This is a genomic window from Halomonas sp. (genome assembly GCF_052095695.1).
Classification (GTDB): Bacteria; Pseudomonadota; Gammaproteobacteria; order Pseudomonadales; family Halomonadaceae; genus Vreelandella.
In genome coordinates, this window is the sequence record NZ_JBQDLQ010000061.1 from 1 (window position 1) to 20839 (window position 20839).

20 protein-coding genes and 2 pseudogenes are annotated in these 20839 nt (G+C 56.5%); 18 read left to right on the forward strand and 4 right to left on the reverse strand.

All coding sequences use genetic code 11. From position 1 onward, the window contains the following. The 9 genes and pseudogenes from ACTH5D_RS12405 to ACTH5D_RS12445 form a co-directional block, all read left to right on the forward strand. A pseudogene (locus ACTH5D_RS12405) lies at positions 1–173 on the forward strand (ribosome maturation factor RimM); the annotation flags it as partial. Between the two features lie 80 nt (positions 174–253). Then, the gene (gene trmD, locus ACTH5D_RS12410) at positions 254–1015 is read left to right on the forward strand and encodes a tRNA (guanosine(37)-N1)-methyltransferase TrmD (protein ID WP_441671714.1); all 762 of its coding nucleotides are present in this window, start codon (positions 254–256) and stop codon (positions 1013–1015) included. Positions 1016–1169: 154 nt separating this feature from the next. Next, complete coding sequence (rplS, locus tag ACTH5D_RS12415; RefSeq protein ID WP_096276061.1) at positions 1170–1526, forward strand: 50S ribosomal protein L19; 357 nt, start codon at positions 1170–1172, stop codon at positions 1524–1526. A 151-nt stretch (positions 1527–1677) separates the two neighbouring features. Beyond that, positions 1678–2559: a site-specific tyrosine recombinase XerD gene (gene xerD, locus ACTH5D_RS12420; RefSeq protein ID WP_441671687.1), complete on the forward strand. Its 882-nt coding sequence runs from the start codon at positions 1678–1680 to the stop codon at positions 2557–2559. Next, positions 2534–3337, forward strand: a complete 804-nt coding sequence (locus ACTH5D_RS12425; protein ID WP_441671689.1) for a DsbC family protein — start codon at positions 2534–2536, stop codon at positions 3335–3337. The genes xerD and ACTH5D_RS12425 overlap by 26 nt, the downstream gene beginning before the upstream one ends. Before the next feature lie 81 nt (positions 3338–3418). After that, a complete protein-coding gene (locus tag ACTH5D_RS12430) occupies positions 3419–4735 on the forward strand; it encodes a homoserine dehydrogenase (protein WP_441671691.1) in 1317 nt (438 codons plus the stop codon). A 6-nt stretch (positions 4736–4741) separates the two neighbouring features. Then, positions 4742–6130, forward strand: a complete 1389-nt coding sequence (thrC, locus tag ACTH5D_RS12435; RefSeq protein WP_441671693.1) for a threonine synthase — start codon at positions 4742–4744, stop codon at positions 6128–6130. A gap of 7 nt (positions 6131–6137) precedes the next feature. Beyond that, positions 6138–7949 carry a single-stranded-DNA-specific exonuclease RecJ gene (locus tag ACTH5D_RS12440; RefSeq protein WP_441671716.1) on the forward strand — a complete coding sequence of 604 codons (1812 nt, stop codon included), beginning with the start codon at positions 6138–6140 and terminating at the stop codon, positions 7947–7949. A gap of 53 nt (positions 7950–8002) precedes the next feature. Continuing rightward, a complete protein-coding gene (locus ACTH5D_RS12445; RefSeq protein ID WP_441671695.1) occupies positions 8003–8632 on the forward strand; it encodes a YitT family protein in 630 nt (209 codons plus the stop codon). A 60-nt stretch (positions 8633–8692) separates the two neighbouring features. On the opposite strand, the gene ACTH5D_RS12450 is transcribed toward ACTH5D_RS12445, so the two are convergent. Continuing rightward, positions 8693–10978 carry a heavy metal translocating P-type ATPase gene (locus tag ACTH5D_RS12450; RefSeq protein WP_441671697.1) on the reverse strand — a complete coding sequence of 762 codons (2286 nt, stop codon included), beginning with the start codon at positions 10976–10978 and terminating at the stop codon, positions 8693–8695. Next, positions 10975–11403, reverse strand: a complete 429-nt coding sequence (locus tag ACTH5D_RS12455; protein WP_441671699.1) for a MerR family transcriptional regulator — start codon at positions 11401–11403, stop codon at positions 10975–10977. Before ACTH5D_RS12455 ends, ACTH5D_RS12450 begins: the two co-directional genes overlap by 4 nt. A 290-nt stretch (positions 11404–11693) precedes the next feature. On the opposite strand from ACTH5D_RS12455, the gene ACTH5D_RS12460 reads away from it, so the two are divergent. The 8 genes from ACTH5D_RS12460 to ACTH5D_RS12495 all read left to right on the forward strand — a co-directional run bounded on the left by ACTH5D_RS12460 (position 11694) and on the right by ACTH5D_RS12495 (position 19578). Beyond that, a complete protein-coding gene (locus ACTH5D_RS12460) occupies positions 11694–13043 on the forward strand; it encodes an OmpP1/FadL family transporter (protein ID WP_441671718.1) in 1350 nt (449 codons plus the stop codon). Between the two features lie 164 nt (positions 13044–13207). Then, positions 13208–14306, forward strand: a protein-coding gene (gene prfB / locus ACTH5D_RS12465) for a peptide chain release factor 2 (protein ID WP_441671701.1) whose coding sequence is annotated in 2 segments (ribosomal slippage) — positions 13208–13282 and positions 13284–14306 — 1098 coding nt in all. Because the reading frame shifts where the segments join, the coding sequence is not laid out codon by codon here. Positions 14307–14340: 34 nt separating this feature from the next. Next, positions 14341–15864 (forward strand): lysine--tRNA ligase, encoded by a 1524-nt coding sequence (lysS, locus tag ACTH5D_RS12470; RefSeq protein ID WP_441671703.1) that lies wholly within the window; start codon positions 14341–14343, stop codon positions 15862–15864. An 84-nt stretch (positions 15865–15948) separates the two neighbouring features. Next, a complete protein-coding gene (locus ACTH5D_RS12475) occupies positions 15949–16329 on the forward strand; it encodes a hypothetical protein (RefSeq protein ID WP_096276039.1) in 381 nt (126 codons plus the stop codon). 186 nt (positions 16330–16515) lie between these two features. Then, positions 16516–17919 carry an MFS transporter gene (locus ACTH5D_RS12480; RefSeq protein ID WP_441671706.1) on the forward strand — a complete coding sequence of 468 codons (1404 nt, stop codon included), beginning with the start codon at positions 16516–16518 and terminating at the stop codon, positions 17917–17919. Positions 17920–17961: 42 nt separating this feature from the next. After that, positions 17962–18270, forward strand: coding sequence for a BolA family protein (locus tag ACTH5D_RS12485; RefSeq protein ID WP_096276035.1), 309 nt, complete (start codon positions 17962–17964; stop codon positions 18268–18270). Further along, positions 18267–19136: a hypothetical protein gene (locus ACTH5D_RS12490; protein WP_441671708.1), complete on the forward strand. Its 870-nt coding sequence runs from the start codon at positions 18267–18269 to the stop codon at positions 19134–19136. Before ACTH5D_RS12485 ends, ACTH5D_RS12490 begins: the two co-directional genes overlap by 4 nt. Next, complete coding sequence (locus ACTH5D_RS12495) at positions 19126–19578, forward strand: GNAT family N-acetyltransferase (RefSeq protein ID WP_441671710.1); 453 nt, start codon at positions 19126–19128, stop codon at positions 19576–19578. Before ACTH5D_RS12490 ends, ACTH5D_RS12495 begins: the two co-directional genes overlap by 11 nt. Before the next feature lie 32 nt (positions 19579–19610). On the opposite strand, the gene zapB is transcribed toward ACTH5D_RS12495, so the two are convergent. Both zapB and rsmD read right to left on the reverse strand, forming a co-directional pair. Further along, the gene (gene zapB, locus ACTH5D_RS12500; protein WP_096276028.1) at positions 19611–19805 is read right to left on the reverse strand and encodes a cell division protein ZapB; all 195 of its coding nucleotides are present in this window, start codon (positions 19803–19805) and stop codon (positions 19611–19613) included. A 139-nt stretch (positions 19806–19944) separates the two neighbouring features. Next, positions 19945–20553 (reverse strand): 16S rRNA (guanine(966)-N(2))-methyltransferase RsmD, encoded by a 609-nt coding sequence (rsmD, locus tag ACTH5D_RS12505; RefSeq protein ID WP_441671712.1) that lies wholly within the window; start codon positions 20551–20553, stop codon positions 19945–19947. Between the two features lie 90 nt (positions 20554–20643). Between rsmD and ACTH5D_RS12510 the strand changes: the two are divergent. Continuing rightward, a pseudogene (locus ACTH5D_RS12510) lies at positions 20644–20839 on the forward strand (signal recognition particle-docking protein FtsY); the annotation flags it as partial.

The following is a 20839-nucleotide window of genomic DNA, read 5'->3' on the forward strand; positions in this document are numbered from 1 at the left end:
GGCGGGTAAGCTACCTGTTTGAAACCGGCGCCAACGATGTCATGGTGGTTCGCGGTGATCCGGATGCGATCGACATGCGTGAGCGGCTGCTGCCGTTTTTACCAGACGATGTCATTGTCAAAATCAGTCCCGACGAGGACCGCATGGTCGTCAATTGGGATCCTGAGTTTTGAGTAAGCTGAGTAAGCTGAACAATGATGTGCCGTCCGACTCAAGTGAGCCGGTCGCTGGTGAAAACCTAGCAACGCCTGCGATGTGGATTGGTGTAGTGTCGTTGTTTCCCGAGATGTTTGATGCGCTAACGCAGCAAGGCGTGGTCGGCAGAGCGGTAGATAAGCAGCGTATCGCACTAGAATTTTGGAATCCGCGGGATTATGCCACTGACCGTCACCGCAGCGTTGATGACCGCCCCTATGGCGGTGGTCCTGGGATGTTGATGAAAGTCGATACCTTGCGCGCAGCGATTTTTGCAGCCCGTGAGCGGGCACAGCAAGCCACCGGCCAAGTGCCGACGGTGATTTACCTGTCGCCTCAAGGGCGTAAGCTAGATCAGCAGGGCGTTCAAGCACTAGCTTGTGCCGGACCACTAGTAGTTGTGGCCGGGCGCTATGAAGGCATTGACGAACGCGTGGTAGAAGGTGACATCGATGAAGAATGGTCAATTGGTGACTATGTGCTGAGCGGCGGTGAGCTGCCAGCGATGGTGCTGATTGATGCGGCGGCAAGGCTGATTCCCGGCGTGCTGGGCCATCAGGATTCCGCTGTCGAAGACTCGTTTAATGACGGTCTGTTAGACTGCCCGCACTACACCCGTCCAGAAGTTATTGACGGGCGCCAGGTGCCCGATGTGCTGTTAAGCGGTAATCATGCAGCCATCAAGCGCTGGCGGTTAAAGCAGTCGCTAGGCCGGACATGGCAGCGTCGTCCGGATATGTTAGAAGGACGGCCGTTAGATGCCGAACAGCGCAAGCTGTTGAATGAGTTTATCGAGGAACACGCACTGTCCACTCAGTAGGCCAGGGCGGCGGTGCAGGGCGCACAAGGCAGCAAGCCTGCGTACCTGTGTCACCCATAACGACTCCCGCGCAGCTTGTTTCGAGCGCCGGGATCACGGCTTCCGCCTCCCATGATTGAGCGGTCAAGCCATTACGTTATTCAGGAGTATGATGATGAGCAGTAAATGCAAAGTGATCCAGGCGATCGAATCTGAGCAAATGGGCAAAGAAATTCCTCCCTTTGCCCCCGGCGATACTATTGTCGTTCAGGTAAAAGTAAAAGAAGGTACTCGCGAGCGTCTTCAGGCATTTGAAGGTGTGGTCATCGGTAAACGTAACCGTGGCCTGAACTCCGCATTCACCGTGCGTAAAATTTCTCACGGTGTTGGCGTTGAGCGTACTTTCCAGACCTACAGCCCGTTAGTTGACTCGCTTGAAGTCAAACGTCGCGGCGACGTGCGTCAAGCCAAACTGTACTACCTGCGCGAGCGCAGCGGTCGTTCAGCACGTATCAAGGAAAAGTTGGCTTAATCGCCACTGTTCCACAGGCGCACGCAGTTTTCGGACATGCGTTGCGCCTGGATACCAAAACCCCGTCACCGCTTTGCGGGGCGGGGTTTTGTTTATAGAGCAGGTGCTTTAGCGTAGCCACGCTAAGCAGGCGCCAGGAGAAGGCTCACGTATGAGCGTTATTGATGCTTTTTTGGATGCCCTGTGGCTAGAACAAGGGGCTAGCGACCATACCTTAGCGGCCTATCGACGTGATTTAACCGCGTGGCAAAATCATTTGGACACGCACGGGGAGGCGCTGTTGGCGCCGCCGCCTGAGCGGCTTAGAGAATGGCTAGCTAGCCGCCGTGAACAAGGTTACCAGCTACGCAGCACCGCCCGGCTACTGTCGACCCTGCGCAGCTTTTACCGCTGGGGTCGCCTAAATAATCAGGTGGCGAGCGATCCTCTAACGGATATCAAGCTGCCGCGTGTGATCCCCGGATTGCCTAACACGCTGGATGAGGACGAGGTAGAGCGACTGCTGATGGCGCCCGATACGAATACGCCGCTAGGAGTTCGCGACCGCGCCATGCTTGAGCTGCTTTACGCCTGTGGCCTGCGAGTTTCTGAGCTGGTAGGACTCACCGGTGACGCGGTCAATCTTCGCCAAGGGGTGGTGCGGGTGCGTGGTAAGGGCGATAAAGACCGCCTAGTGCCCATGGGCGAAGAGGCCGCCGATTGGATAGCTCACTACATGCAGACCGCTAGGCTTGCGTTAATGAGCGACCCGACGCGCCCGGCGCTGTTTCCAGGGCGCGCCGACAAAGCCATGACCCGGCAAACGTTTTGGCACCGTATTAAAGTTCATGCGATAACGGCTGGGATTACCCGGCCACTATCACCGCATACGCTACGTCACGCATTTGCGACCCATTTATTGAATCATGGGGCCAATTTGAGAGTCGTACAGCTGTTGCTGGGTCATAGCGACTTGTCGACGACCCAAATTTATACCCATGTAGCCCAAGCGCGCTTGGAAAGCTTACATGCAGAACATCACCCACGAGGTTGAATTGATGATGCGTCAACGCCATTTTTTAGCACTGCCTTTACTGTCTCCTTTCTCAATGATGACGCTGCTGATAGCAGGTAGCCTATTGCCTTTGGCTGCTCAGGCCGATGACGTGGCAGACCGTTTAGCCGGCTCACTGAGCGTTAATGGTCAATCGATGCCTGTTGAGGCGGTTACTGAAACGCCCATGGATGGTATCTATCATGTGCAGCTGGAAAGTGGCGAATCTTTCTACTCAAACGCTGATGGTAGTTACTTTTTGCTTGGCGACCTGTATGAAAATGCGCCCAGCGGGCTGATCAACTTAACGGAACAGGCGCAAAACCAAGAGCGCGCCGATGCGTTGGCGGCCGTGCCGGAAAGCGAGCGAGTCATATTCCGCGGTGCCGCAGAGCCTAAGGCGACCATCGTGGTGTTTACTGACCCGACCTGTCCTTACTGCGCGCGTTTGCACGACACTATTCCCGAGTTCAATGAACGCGGTATCGCGGTTCACTACATGGCCTTTCCTCGCGCCGGTATGAACAGCGCCGCTGCCACCACCCTGCAGCAGGTGTGGTGTTCGGATAACCGCAGCGAAGCGATGACCCAGGCCAAAGAAGGTCAGAGTATTGCTAGCTCAGCAAGCTGCGACAATCCCGTCGCCGGACAGTATGATCTGGGCAAAGCATTGGGTGTGCAGGGTACGCCCGCCATTATTTTACCTGATGGCCAGCTAGTGCCTGGATTTGTGCCCCCCGAGCGGCTCACCGCCATGTTAGGCTTAGACGACGAATAACGTCACCGACAGCAACGAATGCTGAGACTCCAAATTTAAGACCCGGCAGAGACGGGTGCGAACTATGAAAGGGGAAGTATTTTGAAACCGGTAAGAGTAGGTATTTGTGGTTTAGGCACTGTCGGTGGCGGCACCTTTAACGTATTGACCCGCAATGCCGATGATATTGCGCGTCGTGCTGGCCGTCCTATTGTGATTGAACAGGTCGCTCACCGCAGTATTCACCCTGACTGCGATATTACCGGCATCAATGCCACCTCTGATGTGTTTGAAGTTGCCACTAACCCCAATGTGGATGTCCTGGTCGAGCTGATTGGCGGCTACGATATGGCTCGCGAGCTCGTGCTGACCGCCATTGCCAATGGCAAACACGTGGTCACGGCCAATAAAGCGCTGATTGCCGTGCACGGTAATGAAATTTTTAAAGCCGCCCATGAAAAGGGCGTGATTGTGGCATTTGAAGCCGCCGTTGCCGGCGGCATTCCCGTGATTAAATCGCTGCGCGAAGGCTTAGGTGCCAACCGCATCGAATGGGTAGCCGGCATCATCAACGGCACCGGCAACTATATACTTACTCATATGCGCGATGAAGGTCGTGCCTTTGAGGATGTGCTCGCTGAGGCCCAGGCGTTGGGCTATGCGGAATCCGATCCGACCTTCGATGTGGAAGGCATCGACGCCGCGCATAAGCTGACTATTTTGGCTTCTATCGCTTATGGCGTGCCGCTGCAGTTTGAGCGCGCTTTCACCGAAGGCATTTCCCGGATCACCTCTGAAGATATTGAGCAAGCCGATAATCTAGGCTATGTCATCAAGCACTTGGGGATCTCCAAACGTACCGACCAGGGGCTTGAACTGCGTGTTCACCCCACGCTGATCCCCAAAGAACGCCTGCTGGCTAATGTGCACGGCGTCAAAAATGCCATTGCCGTGATGGGCGACGCGGTGGGTCCAACGCTTTACTACGGTGCCGGTGCTGGCGCTGAGCCAACAGCCTCTGCCGTGGTCGCTGACTTGCTTGACGTGGCCCGGGATATCTCTACGGATCACCACTATCGCGTGCCTTATCTGGCATTCAGCGGTATTGGTGACGATGTCAGCCAGTTGCCCATCATGCCGATGGAAGATATCACCACGGCGTATTATCTACGCCTGCTGGCGGTAGACCGCCCCGGCGTATTGGCACGCGTAGCGACCATTCTGGCTGAGCAGGGCATCTCAATTGAGGCGCTGATCCAACAAGAAGCCACCGAAGGCGAACTGGTGCCGATCATTCTGCTGACGCACCGCACCAAAGAGAAGCAGATGAACGAAGCCATTCGCGAAATCGAATCGATGGCCGATATCGCCGGGCCGCTAACACGTATTCGTGTCGAAAGCCTGGACGAAGGGGAGTAAGCCAAAATGCGCTATATCAGCACGCGTGGGCAGGCGCCCGCGCTCTCGTTTGAAGAAGTAGTGCTCACCGGTATGGCCAGCGATGGCGGGTTGTACGTACCAGAAACGCTGCCTGAGTTTTCCCGTGAAGCACTTGCCGATATGGCCGGGCTCTCCTATGCCGAGATCGCCTTCCGGGTGATGAAGCCGTTTGTGAACGGTGAGATCGACGACGAGACTTTCCGCACCATTGTCATCGAAGCCTACGCAACGTTTAATCACGATGCGGTTGTGCCACTCAAGCAGCTTGATGCCAACCACTTTTTGCTTGAGCAGTTCCATGGCCCAACGCTGGCGTTTAAAGACGTAGCGCTGCAGCTGCTGGGCCGACTGCTGGATCACTTCCTGAAAAAGCGCGGCGAGCGCGCGGTGATCATGGGAGCCACATCTGGCGATACCGGATCGGCGGCGATTGAAGGTTGCCGCCACTGCGACAACCTGGATATTTTCATCCTGCATCCGCACAACCGCGTGTCAGAAGTGCAGCGTCGCCAAATGACCTCGGTGCTGGCTAATAACGTCTTCAATATTGCCATTGAGGGCAATTTTGATGATGCCCAGGCGATGGTCAAAGCGAGCTTCGCTGATCAAACCTTCTTGAACGGGACCCGCTTAGTCGCGGTGAATTCGATCAACTGGGCGCGCATCATGGCGCAGATCGTTTACTACATTGCGTCGGGCGTTGCGCTAGGCGCGCCGCATCGTGAGGTGAGTTTCTGCGTACCGTCGGCTAACTTCGGCAACGTGTTTGCAGGCTACATGGCCTACAAAATGGGGCTGCCGGTGAAGCAGTTCATCATTGCCACCAATGCCAACGATATTCTGCATCGCACCTTAGCGGCCAACGACTTCTCCAAAAAAGAGCTGGCGGCGACGCTAGCGCCTTCCATGGACATCGTGGTGTCGTCTAACTTTGAGCGCCTGCTGTTTGACGCCTATGACCGCGACGGCCTGGCCGTGGCGGCGCTGCTTGAATGTTTCCAGCAGGAGCCTACCGCCTTGGCGAATGCGCCACTGGCCAAGCTGCGTGAAAAGTTTGCCAGCTACAGCGTGGACGATACCACCATTCTGGAGGCGATCCGCGACGCCCATAAGCGTACGGGCGAAATGCTTGATCCACATACCGCTACCGGCTATTGGGCCGCTGAGCGTGCCCGTGCAGACCAATCAACGCCGATGATTACTCTGGCGACTGCACACCCGGCCAAATTTGCCGAAGCCGTGGTGAAAGCGGGCTTCCTCGGCGTGCCGCTGCCGCCGCACATGGACGATTTGCTTGAGCGCGAAGAGCGTTACACCGTGCTGCCCGCCGAGCTTGCCGCCGTTCAGCAGTATGTCGCTGAACATCGTCGTTGAACCGTTAATGAACGCCGTTAATGAGTTGTCTAACGACACGCTGCTCCCTAGTACAACCAGGCCGCGTTTGGAGCCTCGTCCACTGGACGAGGCGCTCTACGCTCGCGCACAGGCAGAGGGCCTAAGTGAGCTGCAGGCGCGCTTGCTAGCCTCACGCTTGCCTGGGTATGGCGGTGAGCTTGCGCCGTTAATCGCGCCCAGCCTGCGCTATTTGGCCCACCCTGAGAAGCTTGTCGACGGCCGCCGCGCCGCCGAACGCATCGCCCAGGCGGTCGCCGAAGGCGAGGCCATTGGCATTCTTACCGATTACGATGTCGATGGAATCACCTCGCACGTGGTGATTAGGCGCACGTTAGTGGAGCTTTTCGGCGTGCCGGAAGGCAAGCTGCACAGCTTGATTGGCCATCGTATTAACGACGGCTACGGCATTAGCCTGCCGCTGGTGGAGCGCACGCTCGCACTTAAGCCTTTTCCAACGTTGGTGATCACAGCCGACTGCGGTAGCTCCGATGAGCCGCGTATTGCACGCCTTAAAGCAGCGGGTATCGACGTAGTGGTCAGCGACCACCACGCGTTGCCGGTGGAAGGCCCGCCCTCGTCGGCCTATGCCTGTGTGAACCCGACCCGCAATGACTGTGACTACCCTGATAAAACGATTGCCGGGTGTATGGTGGCATGGCTGCTGATGTCGCTTGCACGCGGCGTATTGATCGAATGGGGCGCGCTGTCAGAATCCACGCCCAAACTGTCGCCCTGGCTCTCTTACGTCGCGTTGGGCACGGTAGCGGATTGTGTGTCATTGGGCGGGAGCCCAGCGAACCGTGCGGTGGTCAATCAAGGGTTAAAACTGATCAATCGCATGGATGCGGCCTGCTGGCGGGCGATGGCGACGCGTTTAGGCGCCGACAGCGTGCCGTTTAATGCCGAGACGTTAGCGTTTCAAATGGGGCCGCGCATCAATGCCCGCTCGCGGCTGGACGACCCCTACGCGGCGCTGCACTTTATGCTCGCCGAGAACGATGGGGACGCCAATCGCCAGCTTGACGTGCTGGACCAGGATAACCAGTCCCGCAAAGCGATTGAGGCCGATATGGCCGCCGAAGCGCGCGCGCTCGCCACAGCGGCTTTGAATGCCGATGAGCCTGCCGTGGTGGTACTGCTGGAAGATGGCCACCCCGGCGTGCAGGGAATCGTTGCTTCTCGTTTGGTGCAGGCCTATGGACGCCCTGCGTTGGTGCTTACCCAGGCGGCGGCACCCGGTATGCTCACTGGCTCTGGTCGCTCGATTGACGGGCTGCATCTGCGCGATGCGCTACAGCGCACCTTTGAACTCGCTCCCCAGGCGCTGCCACGCTTTGGTGGCCATAGTGGCGCGGCAGGCGTGGGCGTGCCACGGGATCAGCTTGAGGCCTTTAAAGCCGCTTTCCTGCAAGCGGTGGGCGAGCAGTTAGAGGGGCGAACGCTCTACCCGCGGCTATGGACAGATGGCGAGCTCTCCACCGCACAGCTTTCGTTGACGACGTTAACGGAGATCGAAACCCTCGGCCCCTACGGGCGTGAATTTGATCCGCCGCTGTTTGAAGGGCACTTTATTGTTGAGGCGCTGCGCCCGGTGGGGGCCGAAGGCTCACACCTAATGCTGGAGCTTTCCACCGGTCCGGTAACCTGCAAAGCCATCTGGTTTCGTGCTTTAACGCCCGGTGAGCTGCCTGGTTTCAGCGTGGGGGATACGCTGCACTGCGCCTATAAGCTTAATCGTAACCGCTGGCGCGGCCGCGAATCACTTCAATTGATGGTCGAACACGCCAGCGCTATTTAAACCGTCCAACAAACTCGTAAACCCCCAACAACCTCCCAGTAAGGTCGCCCCTTATGCGCGTGGAAGATTTACCCAAAGACCAGCATCGCCCTTATGAAGATCTCATGGCGATGCTGCTGGGCACGTTTTTTGTTGCGCTGGGCGTTACCTTCTACACCCATGCGGTGCTTCTCACGGGCAGCACCGCGGGCCTGGCACTACTGCTGAGTTATATGACCAGTAGCGTCACCGGCTGGGGCTTTGGGGTGTACTTTTTTGCCATTAACCTGCCGTTTTATTATTTGGCCGTTAAGCGTATGGGCTGGAGTTTCACGCTGCGTACCTTTGCTGCGATCGGTCTGGTCTCGCTGTTTTCGGAACTCACCCAAGGCTGGGTGCAGTTTGCCAACGTGCCTTCGCTCTACGCTGCGTTAATGGGCGGGGCGCTGATGGGCATTGGTATGCTGATGCTGTTTCGCCACCGCACCAGCCTTGGCGGTATTAATATTTTGGCGCTTTATCTGCAGGATAAACACGGCCTGCGCGCAGGCTATGTACAACTGACGATTGATGGCCTCATCTTGCTGATTGCATTGACACTGCTACCGTTAGATCGCGTGGGCTACTCGGTGCTGGGGGCGCTAACACTCAACCTAATTATCGCCCTGAATCATAAGCCAGGGCGCTATGTCGGCGTCAGCTGAGCCAGAACCACCACACAATCAGCGCGATGACACCCAGCCCTACGAGGTTAACCAATATACTCATGAGGCAATCTCCGGGTTGTTTGATTTCCATAACCGTAGACGGTTGGCGTTACTCACCACGGTGATGGAAGAGAGCGACATCGCTGCTCCGGCGATCATGGGCGAGAGCAACGTGCCGGTGAGCGGGTAGAGCACCCCGGCGGCGATGGGAATACACAGCAGGTTATAGCCAAACGCGCCCACCAGGTTTTGTTTGATATTACGCAGCGTTGCCCGGCTTATCTCAATGGCGGACGCCACGCCGTGTAGCGAGTCGCGCATTAGCGTGATACCGGCGCTTTCAATCGCCACATCGGTGCCTTGGCCAATCGCAAAGCCGACATTCGCCCGTGCCAGCGCGGGGGCGTCATTGATTCCATCGCCCACCATGCCAACGATCTCGCCCGCCTTTTGACGCCGCTCAATCTCGGCGTGCTTGTCTTCAGGCAATAGACCCGCACGATACTCGTCAATACCCACTTCCTGAGCAATTGCCTTGGCGGTGTGCTCGTTATCACCAGTGAGCATAACAATGGTCAAACCGTCTTTTTGTAGACGTTTGATGGCGGCCACGGTGTCGCGGCGCAGAGGATCGCTAATACCAAACAGGGCGGCCAGTTTGCCATCTACCGCTAAGTACACCAGCGTGCGCGCCTGCGCTTCCAGAGCGCGGGCTTGGTCCTCACCCGCATTGAGATCCACCCCCGCTTCCGTCAGTAGGCGAGCATTGCCCAGCAACAGTGCTTTGCCGTCGGCGGTTTGCGCCTTCACGCCCCCCCCGGTCACGCTATCGAAATGCTCAATCTCAGCGGTTGGAGCGTTATGTTCTTCGGCGTAATGCATCAACGCCGTTGCCAGCGGATGTTCGGAGCCTTGCTCCAGCGCGAACACCCATCCCAATGCGGCGGGTTGCTCGGTGTCAAACATCTGCGCATCAGTAACGCTGGGCTTGCCTTGGGTTAATGTGCCGGTTTTATCGACGACCAAGGTGGTTAACTTGCTGGCGGTTTGCAGCGCTTCGCCGTTGCGCACCAGTACTCCGTACTCTGCCGCTTTGCCAACGCCGATCATGGTCGAGATAGGCGTTGCTAGTCCCAGCGCGCAGGGACAGGCAATGATTAGCACTGTGGTCGCTGTGACCAGCATATGAATGACCAGCGGTGCCGGCCCGAGATTGAACCAGACCAGCGCCGTGAGTATGGCCATGATCATGACCGACGGGACAAATACGCTGGAGACCTGGTCGGCGAGTTCACCAATCGGTGGGCGCGAGTTCTGGGCGCTCGCCACCTGTTCGGTAATCTGCCCAAGTCGAGTGTCGGCGCCTACTCGCGTTGCTTGATACACCAGCCCGCCACGACCATTCACCGTGCCAGCGCTGACGTCATCGCCAATGTGTTTGGCAACCGGTACCGGCTCGCCAGTAAGCATGGACTCATCAATATGGCTTTGGCCTTCGGTCACCTGGCCATCCACCGGTAGGCGTTCGCCGGGGCGCACCCGAATGTGATCGCCTGTGCGCACATCGTGAATTTCAACTTCCTGCTCCTGGCCGTCGCGGATAATTCGCGCCGTGCGGCTTTGCAGATCGAGTAGGCGCTTTAAAGCATTGCTGGTACGACCACGCGCACGAAGTTCCAGGGCATTGCCGAGCAGAATCAGCCCGATCACCATCGCAGAGGCTTCAAAATAGATACCCTGAGCCACCTCCGGTAGCCACGGTGCGAGCAGCACCACTGCCATGGAGTAAAGCCAGGCGGTGCCGGTGCCCATGGCAATCAGCGTATCCATATTGGCCTGATGATGTTTGACGCTCTTCCAGGCATTGACGAAGAAGTGACGCCCGGGAAAGGCCATGATGCCTAGCGTAAGCAGGCCAACGACTAGCCAATAAAGACGCCCCATGCCCACTGGATGAGGGTGAAAAAAGAACATGCTAAGCATGAGAGGGATCGCTAAGGCTAGCGAGACAGCGCTGCCGCGTAGCCGCTGCTGATAGGTCTTGGCATCTTGCTCTGCGCGAGTACGCTCGGCGTCAGCCATGTCCACAATCGGCGTGGCGCTATAGCCCGCCGCTTCAACGGCGGCGATCAATACTTGGCTGTCCGCGCTGCCCACTACCTGAGCAGAGTGGGTGCCGAAATTCACGCTGGCGGTGTCGACGCCGTCGGTATGCTCAAGTGCTTTCTGAACACTTTTTACACAGCCCGCACAGGACATGCCGCTGATCGCTAAACGCTGCCTTTTCATCGTGTGCTGGGTGTTGCCGGCCGCATCGCGGGTGACGCTCAACGAGTTACTCATGGTGTCTCCTGGCTAGGCGTTGGCACCGGAAAGCTTTCAATCAAGCGGCATACGCTGTGTCCATCAGGCGTGCCGTCGGGCATGTTTTGCCAGCTCACGAGGGCATGCTCCATACGCTCGGCCAGCGCCTCTAGCTCAGCAATGCGGGCGCGAATGTGAGGTAGGCGGCTGGTGAGCAGATCACGTACCAGCGGGCAGGGGGAGTCGCCCTGATCCGCATGGGAAAGTATGTCGCGGATTTCAGCGACGCTAAAACCTAGCTTGCGCGCCCGCTGAATAAAGCGCAGCCGCTCTAAGTCTGTATCTGAAAACAGCTGATAGCCGTTATCCGGATGTCGCTGCGGGGCCAGCAACTGCTCGCGGGTATAATGGCGCACGGTTTCTGCGGTGACGCCGCCGCGTTTGGCAAGCTCATTCACTTTCATAACCGTCTCCCTCACTTAAGCGAATCGTTGGATTGCATCATGCTTTCAGTGTAAAACCTATGGGTAACACATAGGTCAAGCTAGACTTAATGAATGAGTGAAAATAACTAAAACACTGATTTAAAACGGTCGTACGACTAATGTATAAGCAAAAAATGAAATAAAACGCTCGTTTACTCTTGAACCTTTAGCGCAGTTGCGAGAAAACAGTCATGTAAAAAATAATGAAGTTGGATCGTCTGTATCCATCGGATCATCGGGAAGAGAGGCTCGCTATGAACAATAAAGTTATGAACAATAAATTTAATAAGCTCACTCTGGCTGCTGCCATCACAGCCGCCTTTGCCAGCCAAGCCCACGCGGGCGGGTATCAAATCAACGAACAGAGCGTAAGCGGGCAGGGTTACGGCCATGCCGGGCGCAGTTCTAACATCAATGACGCCTCCATTGTTTATGGCAACCCGGCGGGCATGTCATTTTTAGATCGTGCCCAAATCACCGTGGGTGGGACCTATTTAAATGTAAATACGGACCTTTCAAATGTGGAGGCTACCCGTAACATCGACTCTGGCGTTGCCCTCGGCGGTGCGCCTAATGGCAATCAAATTCCTCTAGGCAGTATGCCTGGCGGTAACGATGGCGATATGGTGCCGGGTACGTTCATTCCCTTTGCCTTCTATGCACAGCCCGTCACTGATCAGCTAGCGTTTGGGTTTGGGGTGTACGCGCCGTTTGGCTCTAAAACCGAGTATGAAGATGACTTCCAAGGCCGCTACTTTGGTAATTACACCGAAGTGACGGTGGTCAGTGCTCAGCCGACGGTGTCTTACCGCTTCAACGATCAATGGGCGATCGGCGCTGGTGTTACTTACAACCGGGTAGAAGGCGAGCTGCGCCGCCAGTTGCCCTCAAGTCCCGCCTTTGATGCCGCTGGAGATATCGATTCGCGCGTTGAGGGTGACGATGAGGCGTGGGGTTATAACTTAGGCGTTATTTATCGCCCGGTAGCTGAAACGACGCTGGGTCTGACTTACCGCTCAAAAGTAGAGTACAACCTGGAAGGCAGTTTTAGCGCGACCGATCCTATGGGCAACGTGTTGCGTTCTGATTCGGCAAGCCTCGATCTAACCACTCCTGAAACGGTTAACTTCTCGCTGACGCAGCAGATGACGGATCGTCTTAAGCTGATGTTTGGCGCTTCATGGGTGCGCTGGAGCCAGTTTGATGAAATTTTGGTTAGAGGCAGTCAGGGCGACCAAATCACTCAAGAGCCACAAAATTATTCGAATGCATGGGCATTTGCCACTGGCGGTGAATATCAGCTAACGCCTACCTTGGCACTGCGTGCCGGGGTGACGCTCGACTTTACGCCGACCAATGATGAAGACCGCAGCGTACGTATTCCGTCGGATGATCGGCGTATCTTCTCGCTGGGGGCAGGTTGGAGCCCAACGCCTGATATGACGCTAGACTTTGCATACTCTTACCTGACCGAGCGCGGCACTTTTGTGGAGCAGGAGCGTAATGACCTGCTAGCCAGCGCTGCCACGGGGGGCGCGGCCATCGGTGGCGCGAACTATTCGGCAGACTACAAAAATGAAGCTCACGGCTTTGGCGCTCAGCTGACCTATCGCTTTTAAGCCGTAGAGAAGGCTAAGCCTGATCGAAACCCGGCGCACGCCGGGTTTTTTATTGCCCTGACGTTGGCCATTGGATGCGGGGCGGGTCGGCTTTCGTTACACTAGGTGCTTTTCTGATCGATACACCTGTGTACGATCCGAGCAGACCACGCTAGGGCAATCCCATGTTGGAAACCAACCCGATTCATAACCAGATCAAGGACCTGTCTGAGCGGACAGACGTTCTTAGGGGGTATCTTTGACTATGCCGAAAAGCAAGATCGGCTAGAAGAGGTCACCCGCGAACTGGAAGACCCCGATGTCTGGAACGACCCGGCCTATGCGCAGAAACTAGGCAAAGAGCGCGCCTCTCTTGAGGCCATTGTGGCCACCATTGATGATCTTGATCAGGGCCTAGGCGATAGCCTAGACCTGCTAGAGCTGGCTGAAATGGAGGACGACGAAGGCACGGTTGATGAAGTGCGCAAAGAGCTAGATAGCCTGCAGGCCGCGCTTGAAAAGCTTGAGTTTCGGCGCATGTTTTCCGGTGATATGGATCAAAATAACGCCTACCTGGATATTCAATCGGGCTCTGGCGGCACCGAAGCGCAGGACTGGGCGAATATTTTGCTGCGCATGTACCTGCGCTGGGCGGAAAGCCACGGCTTTAAAGCTGATATCAGCGAAATCTCGGCCGGCGAAGTGGCCGGTATTAAGTCGGCAACGGTGCATATCCAGGGCGACTACGCGTTTGGCTGGCTGCGTACAGAAACCGGCGTGCATCGCTTAGTACGTAAAAGCCCGTTCGACTCAGGCGGCCGTCGGCATACTTCCTTTGCATCGGTATTTTTATCGCCGGAAATTGACGACAGCTTCGAAGTTGAGATTAACCCCTCGGATCTGCGCGTTGATACCTATCGCTCTAGCGGCGCCGGCGGGCAGCACGTTAACACCACCGATTCCGCGGTACGGATCACACACGAGCCAACCGGCATCGTCGTGGCCTGCCAAGGGCAGCGCAGCCAGCACGCTAACCGCGACTTTGCTATGAAGCAGCTGAAAGCACGGCTGTGGGAACACGAAATGCAAAAGCGCAATGCGGCCAAGCAGGAAGCCGAGGATTCAAAAGCGGATATCGGCTGGGGTAGCCAGATTCGCTCTTACGTGCTTGACGATCAGCGCATCAAGGATTTGCGTACCAGCGTGCAGTCCAGCAACTGCGATAAGGTGCTCGATGGGGACATTGATCAGTTTATCGTCGCTAGCCTCAAGCAGGGTTTGTAATTTTTTCACGGTTTGATTATCAACAGGGTGCCACATGGCTAACCAAGACGCGTCTGAGCAGCATGGCTCTGAACACCAGGAAAATCATCTGATCGCCGAGCGCCGGGCCAAGCTTGCCGCGCGTCGTGAACTGGCCGTCGAGCAGGGTAAAAGTGCGTTTCCGAATGATTTTCGCCGCGATAGCTTAACCATTGAGCTGCAAAATAAGCTGGGCGATAAAGAAAAGGCGGACCTTGAGGCGCTTGATCATCATGCTTCGGTGGCGGGTCGCGTCATGCGTCAGCGCGGGCCGTTTATTGTTATTCAGGACGTGGCCGGGCAAATCCAGCTGTATGTGGATAAAAAAGGCCTGCCCGCTGATGTGCTAGACGATATTAAAAGCTGGGATATTGGTGACATCGTGGCCGCCCGCGGACCCGTGCATAAGTCCGGTAAGGGCGATCTGTACGTGATGATGAAAGAGGCCCAGCTCCTGACGAAGAGTCTGCGTCCGCTGCCAGATAAGTTTCACGGCTTGACTGATATGGAGGCCCGCTACCGCCAACGCTATGTGGATCTGATTATGAACCCGCAGTCGCGTAAGGTGTTTGAAACCCGTGCAGCGGTGATCAGCTCCATGCGTCGCTTCTTTGAAACGCGCGGCTTTATGGAAGTAGAAACGCCCATGCTGCAGCCGATTCCAGGCGGTGCCGCAGCGCGTCCTTTCATCACGCACCACAATGCGTTGGATATCGACATGTATCTGCGTATAGCGCCTGAGCTTTATCTCAAGCGCTTAGTGGTGGGCGGCTTTGAAAAAGTCTTCGAGATTAACCGCAATTTCCGCAATGAAGGTCTGTCGACGCGGCACAATCCAGAATTCACCATGGTGGAATTCTACTGGGCGTACGCGGATTATCGCGACCTGATCGATATGACCGAAGCGATGCTGCGCACGGCGGCCGAAGAGGTGCTGGGCAGCGCGGTGATTGAATATCAGGGTACTAGCTATGATTTCGGACAGCCGTTTGATCGTTTGACGCTGCGTCAGGCGATTTTGGATCACGGCGACGGCATTGCAGACAGCGATTTAGATTCACTCGAGGCTGCGCGAGCGGCGGCAGAGCAGCTCGGTATCAGAGTCAAAGAGAGCTGGGGCCTGGGTAAGGTTCAAACAGAAATCTTTGAGGAAGTTGCTGAGCACAAGCTCGACCGGCCGACGTTTATTACCGAGTACCCGGCTGAAGTTAGCCCGCTGGCGCGTCGTAATGATGCTAACCCTTTCGTTACCGATCGTTTTGAGTTCTTTGTCGGCGGCCGAGAAATCGCCAACGGATTTTCGGAGCTCAACGACGCCGAAGACCAGGCCGAGCGTTTCCGCGCCCAGTCGGCGGAAAAAGACGCAGGTGACTTGGAGGCAATGTATTACGACGCCGATTACATCCGCGCGTTGGAGTATGGCATGCCGCCTACCGCAGGCGAGGGCATTGGTATTGACCGTCTCGTCATGCTATTTACTGACAGTCCCTCCATTCGTGACGTGCTGCTATTTCCAGCAATGCGCCCTGAAGTGGACTAAACACATCCTATAGCGGATGAAAAGTTGGTAAGGGCGCGTTATAGCGCCCATAATGGTCAACGTTTCGACGGCGAGGAGAATCCCATGAAACTGCTTAACCGCTCCGCACTGAGCGTCAGGCCGACCCAGCCCTTTGTGGACTGGATCAACGCGCTGGAACCCACCATGGGAGACGACGACCTGACCTTGGACGACGTCGAACGTGAAAGTACCATTTACCTGATCCCTGAGATGGATACGCCGGAAGCGCTGGAAACGTTTGTGCGCGACCGCTACGTGGACATTCTCGAAACGGAGCTGCGCGCGTGGGAAGAGGATGAGGGCCAGTGGCCGGATAAACTCGATTGGGCGCTGTTTCAAGAATTTGTGCGCGTCGAGCACAGTTATCTAGCGATTGATCTTGATGACGAAACCGCGCTTGAAATATCAGAAGTAGATGACGCGCTGCTGTTAGATAGTGAGTAGGCGTAGCATTCGAACGGTATCGGCGCTTTAAAACGCGCTGCGCTAGGCCTAATCCTTACTCGCCGACGTTTGAGGCAGAGCCTAGCATTGGCGTACTTTGAAACCGGCTCAGGCCGGTTTCTTTGTTTCTAAAAACTGTGTTGTTTTAGTCGTTTCGCTAAGGAACGCTTCTCTAGGAACCGCGCTATGCGATTGTTTGAAACCCGCCCCGGAGACGATGGCCTGCCAGGCCCTGAGCGCGCTCTGGCGGTGCTGGCGCTGGTCACCGGCACCTTAATGGCGGTGGTCGATACCACGATGATTAACTTGGCACTGCCGACCATTGCCGCCGATTTAAACGTACCCGCTTCGCGTGCGGTATGGATTACCAATCTTTTTCAGGTAGTGTGCGCCGCTTTTCTGCTCGTCTTTGCGGGCATTAGTGAGCTAGTCACTCGCCGCCGGTTGTATCTATTCGGGATAGGGATCTTTGTTGTAGCCTCGTTAGGGGCGGCGCTGTCGCGTAATTTGGAAACGCTGCTTGTTTTTCGTGCCTGCCAGGGGCTAGGCGCTGCGGCGACACTGTCGATAGGCCCATCGCTCTATCGGGCGATTTTCCCCTCGCGCTTGCTCGGCAGTGCGCTTGGCCTCAGCGCGTTAGTAGTTGCGGGTGGCTACGCCGCCGGGCCTACGCTGAGCGGAGTGATTTTATCTTTCGCCGACTGGCCTTGGCTGTTTGCATTAAATGTTCCGCTGGGTATGTGTTCTCTATGGCTAGCAAACCGTGCGTTGCCCCGCGAAAAGCCGCGCCAAGGCAGTTTTGATGTGGCCGGCGCGCTGCTTTCCATGGTGATGCTGGCGAGCCTATTTATCGCCATGGATGCCGTAGGCCACGCCGTGCCGGTTTGGCAAAGCGGCGGCTGGGCGCTGCTGGCAGTGCTTGCTTGCGGCGGATTTATTATTCGTCAGCGCCGTGCACCTTACCCACTGCTGCCGCTTAGCGTCTTTTCTGAGATGCGCTTTACGCTAGCGGTGTCGGCCTCTGGACTAGCGTTTATTGGTCAAGGGCTGACGTTTGTAGCGCTGTCTTTTTTCTACCAAGAACAGATGGGATTTACGCCGCTGGAAACCGCATGGCTATTCACGCCTTGGCCGCTTGCCATCATGTTGGTGGGGCCGATTGCAGGGCGTTTAGCGGACCGGATTAACCCCAGCGTGCTATCGAGTACGGGGCTAGGGCTATTGATTGTCGGCCTGATTGCGCTGGCATTAGTGGATGAATCAACCGGCGTGGCGGGCAGCCTGTGGCGCACCGCGCTATGTGGGATAGGGTTTGGACTATTCCAGCCGCCCAATAATCGCGAAATGATGGGTAGCCTGCCATTAGAGCGCAGTTCGAACGTGTCTGGCGTGATGAGCACGACGCGTACCGTCGGCCAGTCATTTGGCGTGGCGATAGTGGGTGCTGCGCTGGCGCTGGGTTGGCCGGTTCAGGTAACGCTATGGCTAGGGGCCGCAACGACGCTGCTGGCATTACTGGCAAGCGTGGCACGTATGCCGCTGGCTCGCCGCGCGTTACACGCCCGTCGGGCATCGTCGGCGGGTCACTAAGCGGGTACAATAGAACGGTTTCTGATCTCTAGGAGAAATGACATGACGCTGCAGACACAAATTGAGCAGAAGTTAACGGCATTAGCGCCTGACGTGCTGCAGGTTGAGAACGAAAGCCACATGCACAACGTGCCCGCTAATTCTGAAACTCATTTCAAGGTGACGCTGGTTAGCGAACTTTTCAGCGGCATGATGCCGGTGAAGCGCCATCAGCAGATCTATGCGCTGTTGGCTGATGAGCTTTCCGGGCCGGTTCACGCGCTGGCATTACATCTTTATACCGCCAGCGAGTGGCAGGCCCGGGGCGGCGAACGTCCGAACTCACCGAACTGCCATGGCGGCGAAAAGTGACACAAGAAGTTATTCGGCGGCACTACCTTGATGCTATGGGCATCACAGCCTGGGTCGCTAAATATCAGCTACCGAATGCATTGCCCACCGAGGCCTGTGAGTGGGAGGAGTCTGCGCCTACGCCGACACCGCCTCGTGAGCGCCTGCAAGCGTTGTTGGATGATGCCCCTGCGCCAAGGCGAGCGGCTTCCGAGTTATCAGCGACAAGCGATGTAACCGCTTCGCCCTCCGCGATTCGCGCTCTGCTGACCAGCGATCAACCCGGACAAGCCAAGCACGCGGGCGAACCACCGGTTCCCGCAGCGTCGCCGGATTCTCAGCCCGCAGAGGCTGTTGCTGCGCCTGATGCAGCGCCCGCTCAGCCGCTCGTATTCTCACTTTCCTGCCTGTGTGTTGACGGGCGCTGGCTGGTGCTGCACGCAGGTGAAATGGGCACCTCAGAGCAGCAGCTATTGATCAATCTACTCTATGCGGCGGGTATTCAGCCCAGCATTGCACCCAGTATCACGCACTTTACTTGGCCGCAGATGACCAACGCCTTTGCCGTCGAAGACCCTTTGGATGAAGCCCGTGAAGGCTTAGCGGCCTTTGTCGCCGGTCGCGTAAATCGTCAAGGATGGCAATTAGAGCGGCTACTATGGTGGGGAGCGCTAGACGCTGATCAAGGCACCTTGGATCGCGTCTTAAACGTGACCGGTGGGCAGAGCCATACGCTTTCGCTGCCGGTATGGCAGGGGCCTGCACTGGCTTCACTGCTCGACAGTGCGAGCAATAAGCGTGATCTTTGGCCTACGCTTCAGCTATTGGGCCAGCAATGGGCATCAGTTAGCCCTGCGGATACTCCTCAGGCGGCTGATGATCACTGAGTTGAGGGTCGACGATTTAGCATTACTCACCGCGCTGGAGGATCAGGCGCGAAGCGGCACTAGCGCTTCACAGCTGCAGGACGCGCTTAGCTGCCAGCAAACCAGTGTGCTGGGCCTGTGGCATCAGAAGGCACTAATAGGTTATGCCATTGTGGTTCAGCTGCCGTTTGACGCTGAACTACAGGCGATAGGCGTATTGCCGACGTGTCGTCGACAGGGCGCGGGTGACGCGCTAATGAGCGCCGTCTTAACGACAGCTCAAGGATGGTCTAGCGAGCGGCTGTTGCTGGAAGTCCGCGTTGGCAATCTTAGTGCCATCCGGCTCTATCAGCGCAGCGGGTTTAGCGAAGACGGGCGACGAAAGGGCTACTATCCAAGCAGCCCAGCGGTTGAGGGTACCGCCGGGCGTGAGGACGCGCTATTGCTGTCTCGAATGCTTTAGTCGAGCGCTTTAGCTGCGTGCCAGCGCGCCGTTTAGGACGCGCTGGCGTTATCTTGGCTGTCGAATTTGCTTAACAAGCTGTTGAGACGACGCTCCCACTCTTCACGCTCTTCTTTGAACTTGGCATTTTCACTGCGCAGCTCTTCATTTTCCATTTTCATCATTTCTAGGGCGTCAACAGTATCGGTGACTTTCTGTTCAAGCTGATTAAATAGTTCCAGGCTCATGCATGTCTCCATAGAGTAAAAACGAGCACCAAAAAAAGTAACTAACAAAAAATAAGTACCCAGAAACAAGCGTCGTGCTTGCTAACTAGGGACGAATGAGGCGAGCGTAACGCCGCTGCCGCGTGGCGGCAAGCGCTGTTTACGGCAATTGACGTTGGTAAAGCCGTGCGGTGCTTTCGCCGGCCTGGGTTTCGCGGTGTAACTGCCAGTTGGTAGGCACGTCCGGCGCCAGCGATGTCTCGGTTTCGAGGTAAATCATTGCCTCACTGGCTAACCAGCCACCATTTTCTAGCGCGTGGCAGCACGCTGCGGCTAGCTGCTGGTGAAAGGGCGGGTCTAGAAATACCAGCGAATACGGCTTTGCTGCTCGCGTTAGATACGCCTGCACATCGCTAATATGCACTGCGCTTGCGGTAATATTAAGCAGGGTAAGATTCGCCGACAGCTGCGCAGATATGCGCGGGTCGCGCTCGACAAAGTCGACACACGCAGCCCCGCGTGACAGCGCTTCAATACCCAGTGCGCCGGTGCCTGCGAACAGGTCCAACACCGTTTGGCCGTAAAGCTGTTGGCCTAGCCAGTTGAACAACGTTTCACGCACGCGGTCTGGGGTTGGGCGCAGGCCAGGGCTGTCTAACACCGGTAGCTGGCGGCGGCGAAATTCTCCGCCAATAATGCGCAGTTTGCCAACCTGCTGAGCAGATGTGCGGCGAGAAGTGGATGAACGTGAGGAGCGTTGTCGTGTCATGAAGCAGATTGTAGCGGGCTAGTTATCCAAAGTCTTGGGTTACGGTGTTAGCATAACCTTAATGTTCACTATTTTTGTCGGGTAGCACTCATGTTTGGTTTTTTTAAGCGTAAAAATAAGCAAGATCCACAGCAGACTCCTCAAGAAGAGCAGCGGTTAAAAGAGCAGACCCAAGAGCAGGCTGATGAGGTGGAAATTGAGACGCCCACACTTCCTCCTGAGCCTATTGAAGAGGCCCCGCAAGCGCCGGATACTTTGCCAGAGCCAGAGCCAGAGCCAGAGCCAG

Excerpts from the sequence above, each read along its gene's own strand:
- trmD (WP_441671714.1), top strand. The coding sequence starts at position 254 with ATGTGGATTGGTGTAGTGTCGTTGTTTCCCGAGATGTTTGATGCGCTA.
- rplS (WP_096276061.1), top strand. The coding sequence starts at position 1,170 with ATGAGCAGTAAATGCAAAGTGATCCAGGCGATCGAATCTGAGCAAATG.
- xerD (WP_441671687.1), top strand. The coding sequence starts at position 1,678 with ATGAGCGTTATTGATGCTTTTTTGGATGCCCTGTGGCTAGAACAAGGG.
- ACTH5D_RS12425 (WP_441671689.1), top strand. The coding sequence starts at position 2,534 with ATGCAGAACATCACCCACGAGGTTGAATTGATGATGCGTCAACGCCAT.
- thrC (WP_441671693.1), top strand. The coding sequence starts at position 4,742 with ATGCGCTATATCAGCACGCGTGGGCAGGCGCCCGCGCTCTCGTTTGAA.
- ACTH5D_RS12440 (WP_441671716.1), top strand. The coding sequence starts at position 6,138 with ATGAACGCCGTTAATGAGTTGTCTAACGACACGCTGCTCCCTAGTACA.
- ACTH5D_RS12445 (WP_441671695.1), top strand. The coding sequence starts at position 8,003 with ATGCGCGTGGAAGATTTACCCAAAGACCAGCATCGCCCTTATGAAGAT.
- ACTH5D_RS12450 (WP_441671697.1), bottom strand. The coding sequence starts at position 10,978 with ATGAGTAACTCGTTGAGCGTCACCCGCGATGCGGCCGGCAACACCCAG.
- ACTH5D_RS12455 (WP_441671699.1), bottom strand. The coding sequence starts at position 11,403 with ATGAAAGTGAATGAGCTTGCCAAACGCGGCGGCGTCACCGCAGAAACC.
- ACTH5D_RS12460 (WP_441671718.1), top strand. The coding sequence starts at position 11,694 with ATGAACAATAAATTTAATAAGCTCACTCTGGCTGCTGCCATCACAGCC.
- lysS (WP_441671703.1), top strand. The coding sequence starts at position 14,341 with ATGGCTAACCAAGACGCGTCTGAGCAGCATGGCTCTGAACACCAGGAA.
- ACTH5D_RS12475 (WP_096276039.1), top strand. The coding sequence starts at position 15,949 with ATGAAACTGCTTAACCGCTCCGCACTGAGCGTCAGGCCGACCCAGCCC.
- ACTH5D_RS12480 (WP_441671706.1), top strand. The coding sequence starts at position 16,516 with ATGCGATTGTTTGAAACCCGCCCCGGAGACGATGGCCTGCCAGGCCCT.
- ACTH5D_RS12485 (WP_096276035.1), top strand. The coding sequence starts at position 17,962 with ATGACGCTGCAGACACAAATTGAGCAGAAGTTAACGGCATTAGCGCCT.
- ACTH5D_RS12495 (WP_441671710.1), top strand. The coding sequence starts at position 19,126 with ATGATCACTGAGTTGAGGGTCGACGATTTAGCATTACTCACCGCGCTG.
- zapB (WP_096276028.1), bottom strand. The coding sequence starts at position 19,805 with ATGAGCCTGGAACTATTTAATCAGCTTGAACAGAAAGTCACCGATACT.
- rsmD (WP_441671712.1), bottom strand. The coding sequence starts at position 20,553 with ATGACACGACAACGCTCCTCACGTTCATCCACTTCTCGCCGCACATCT.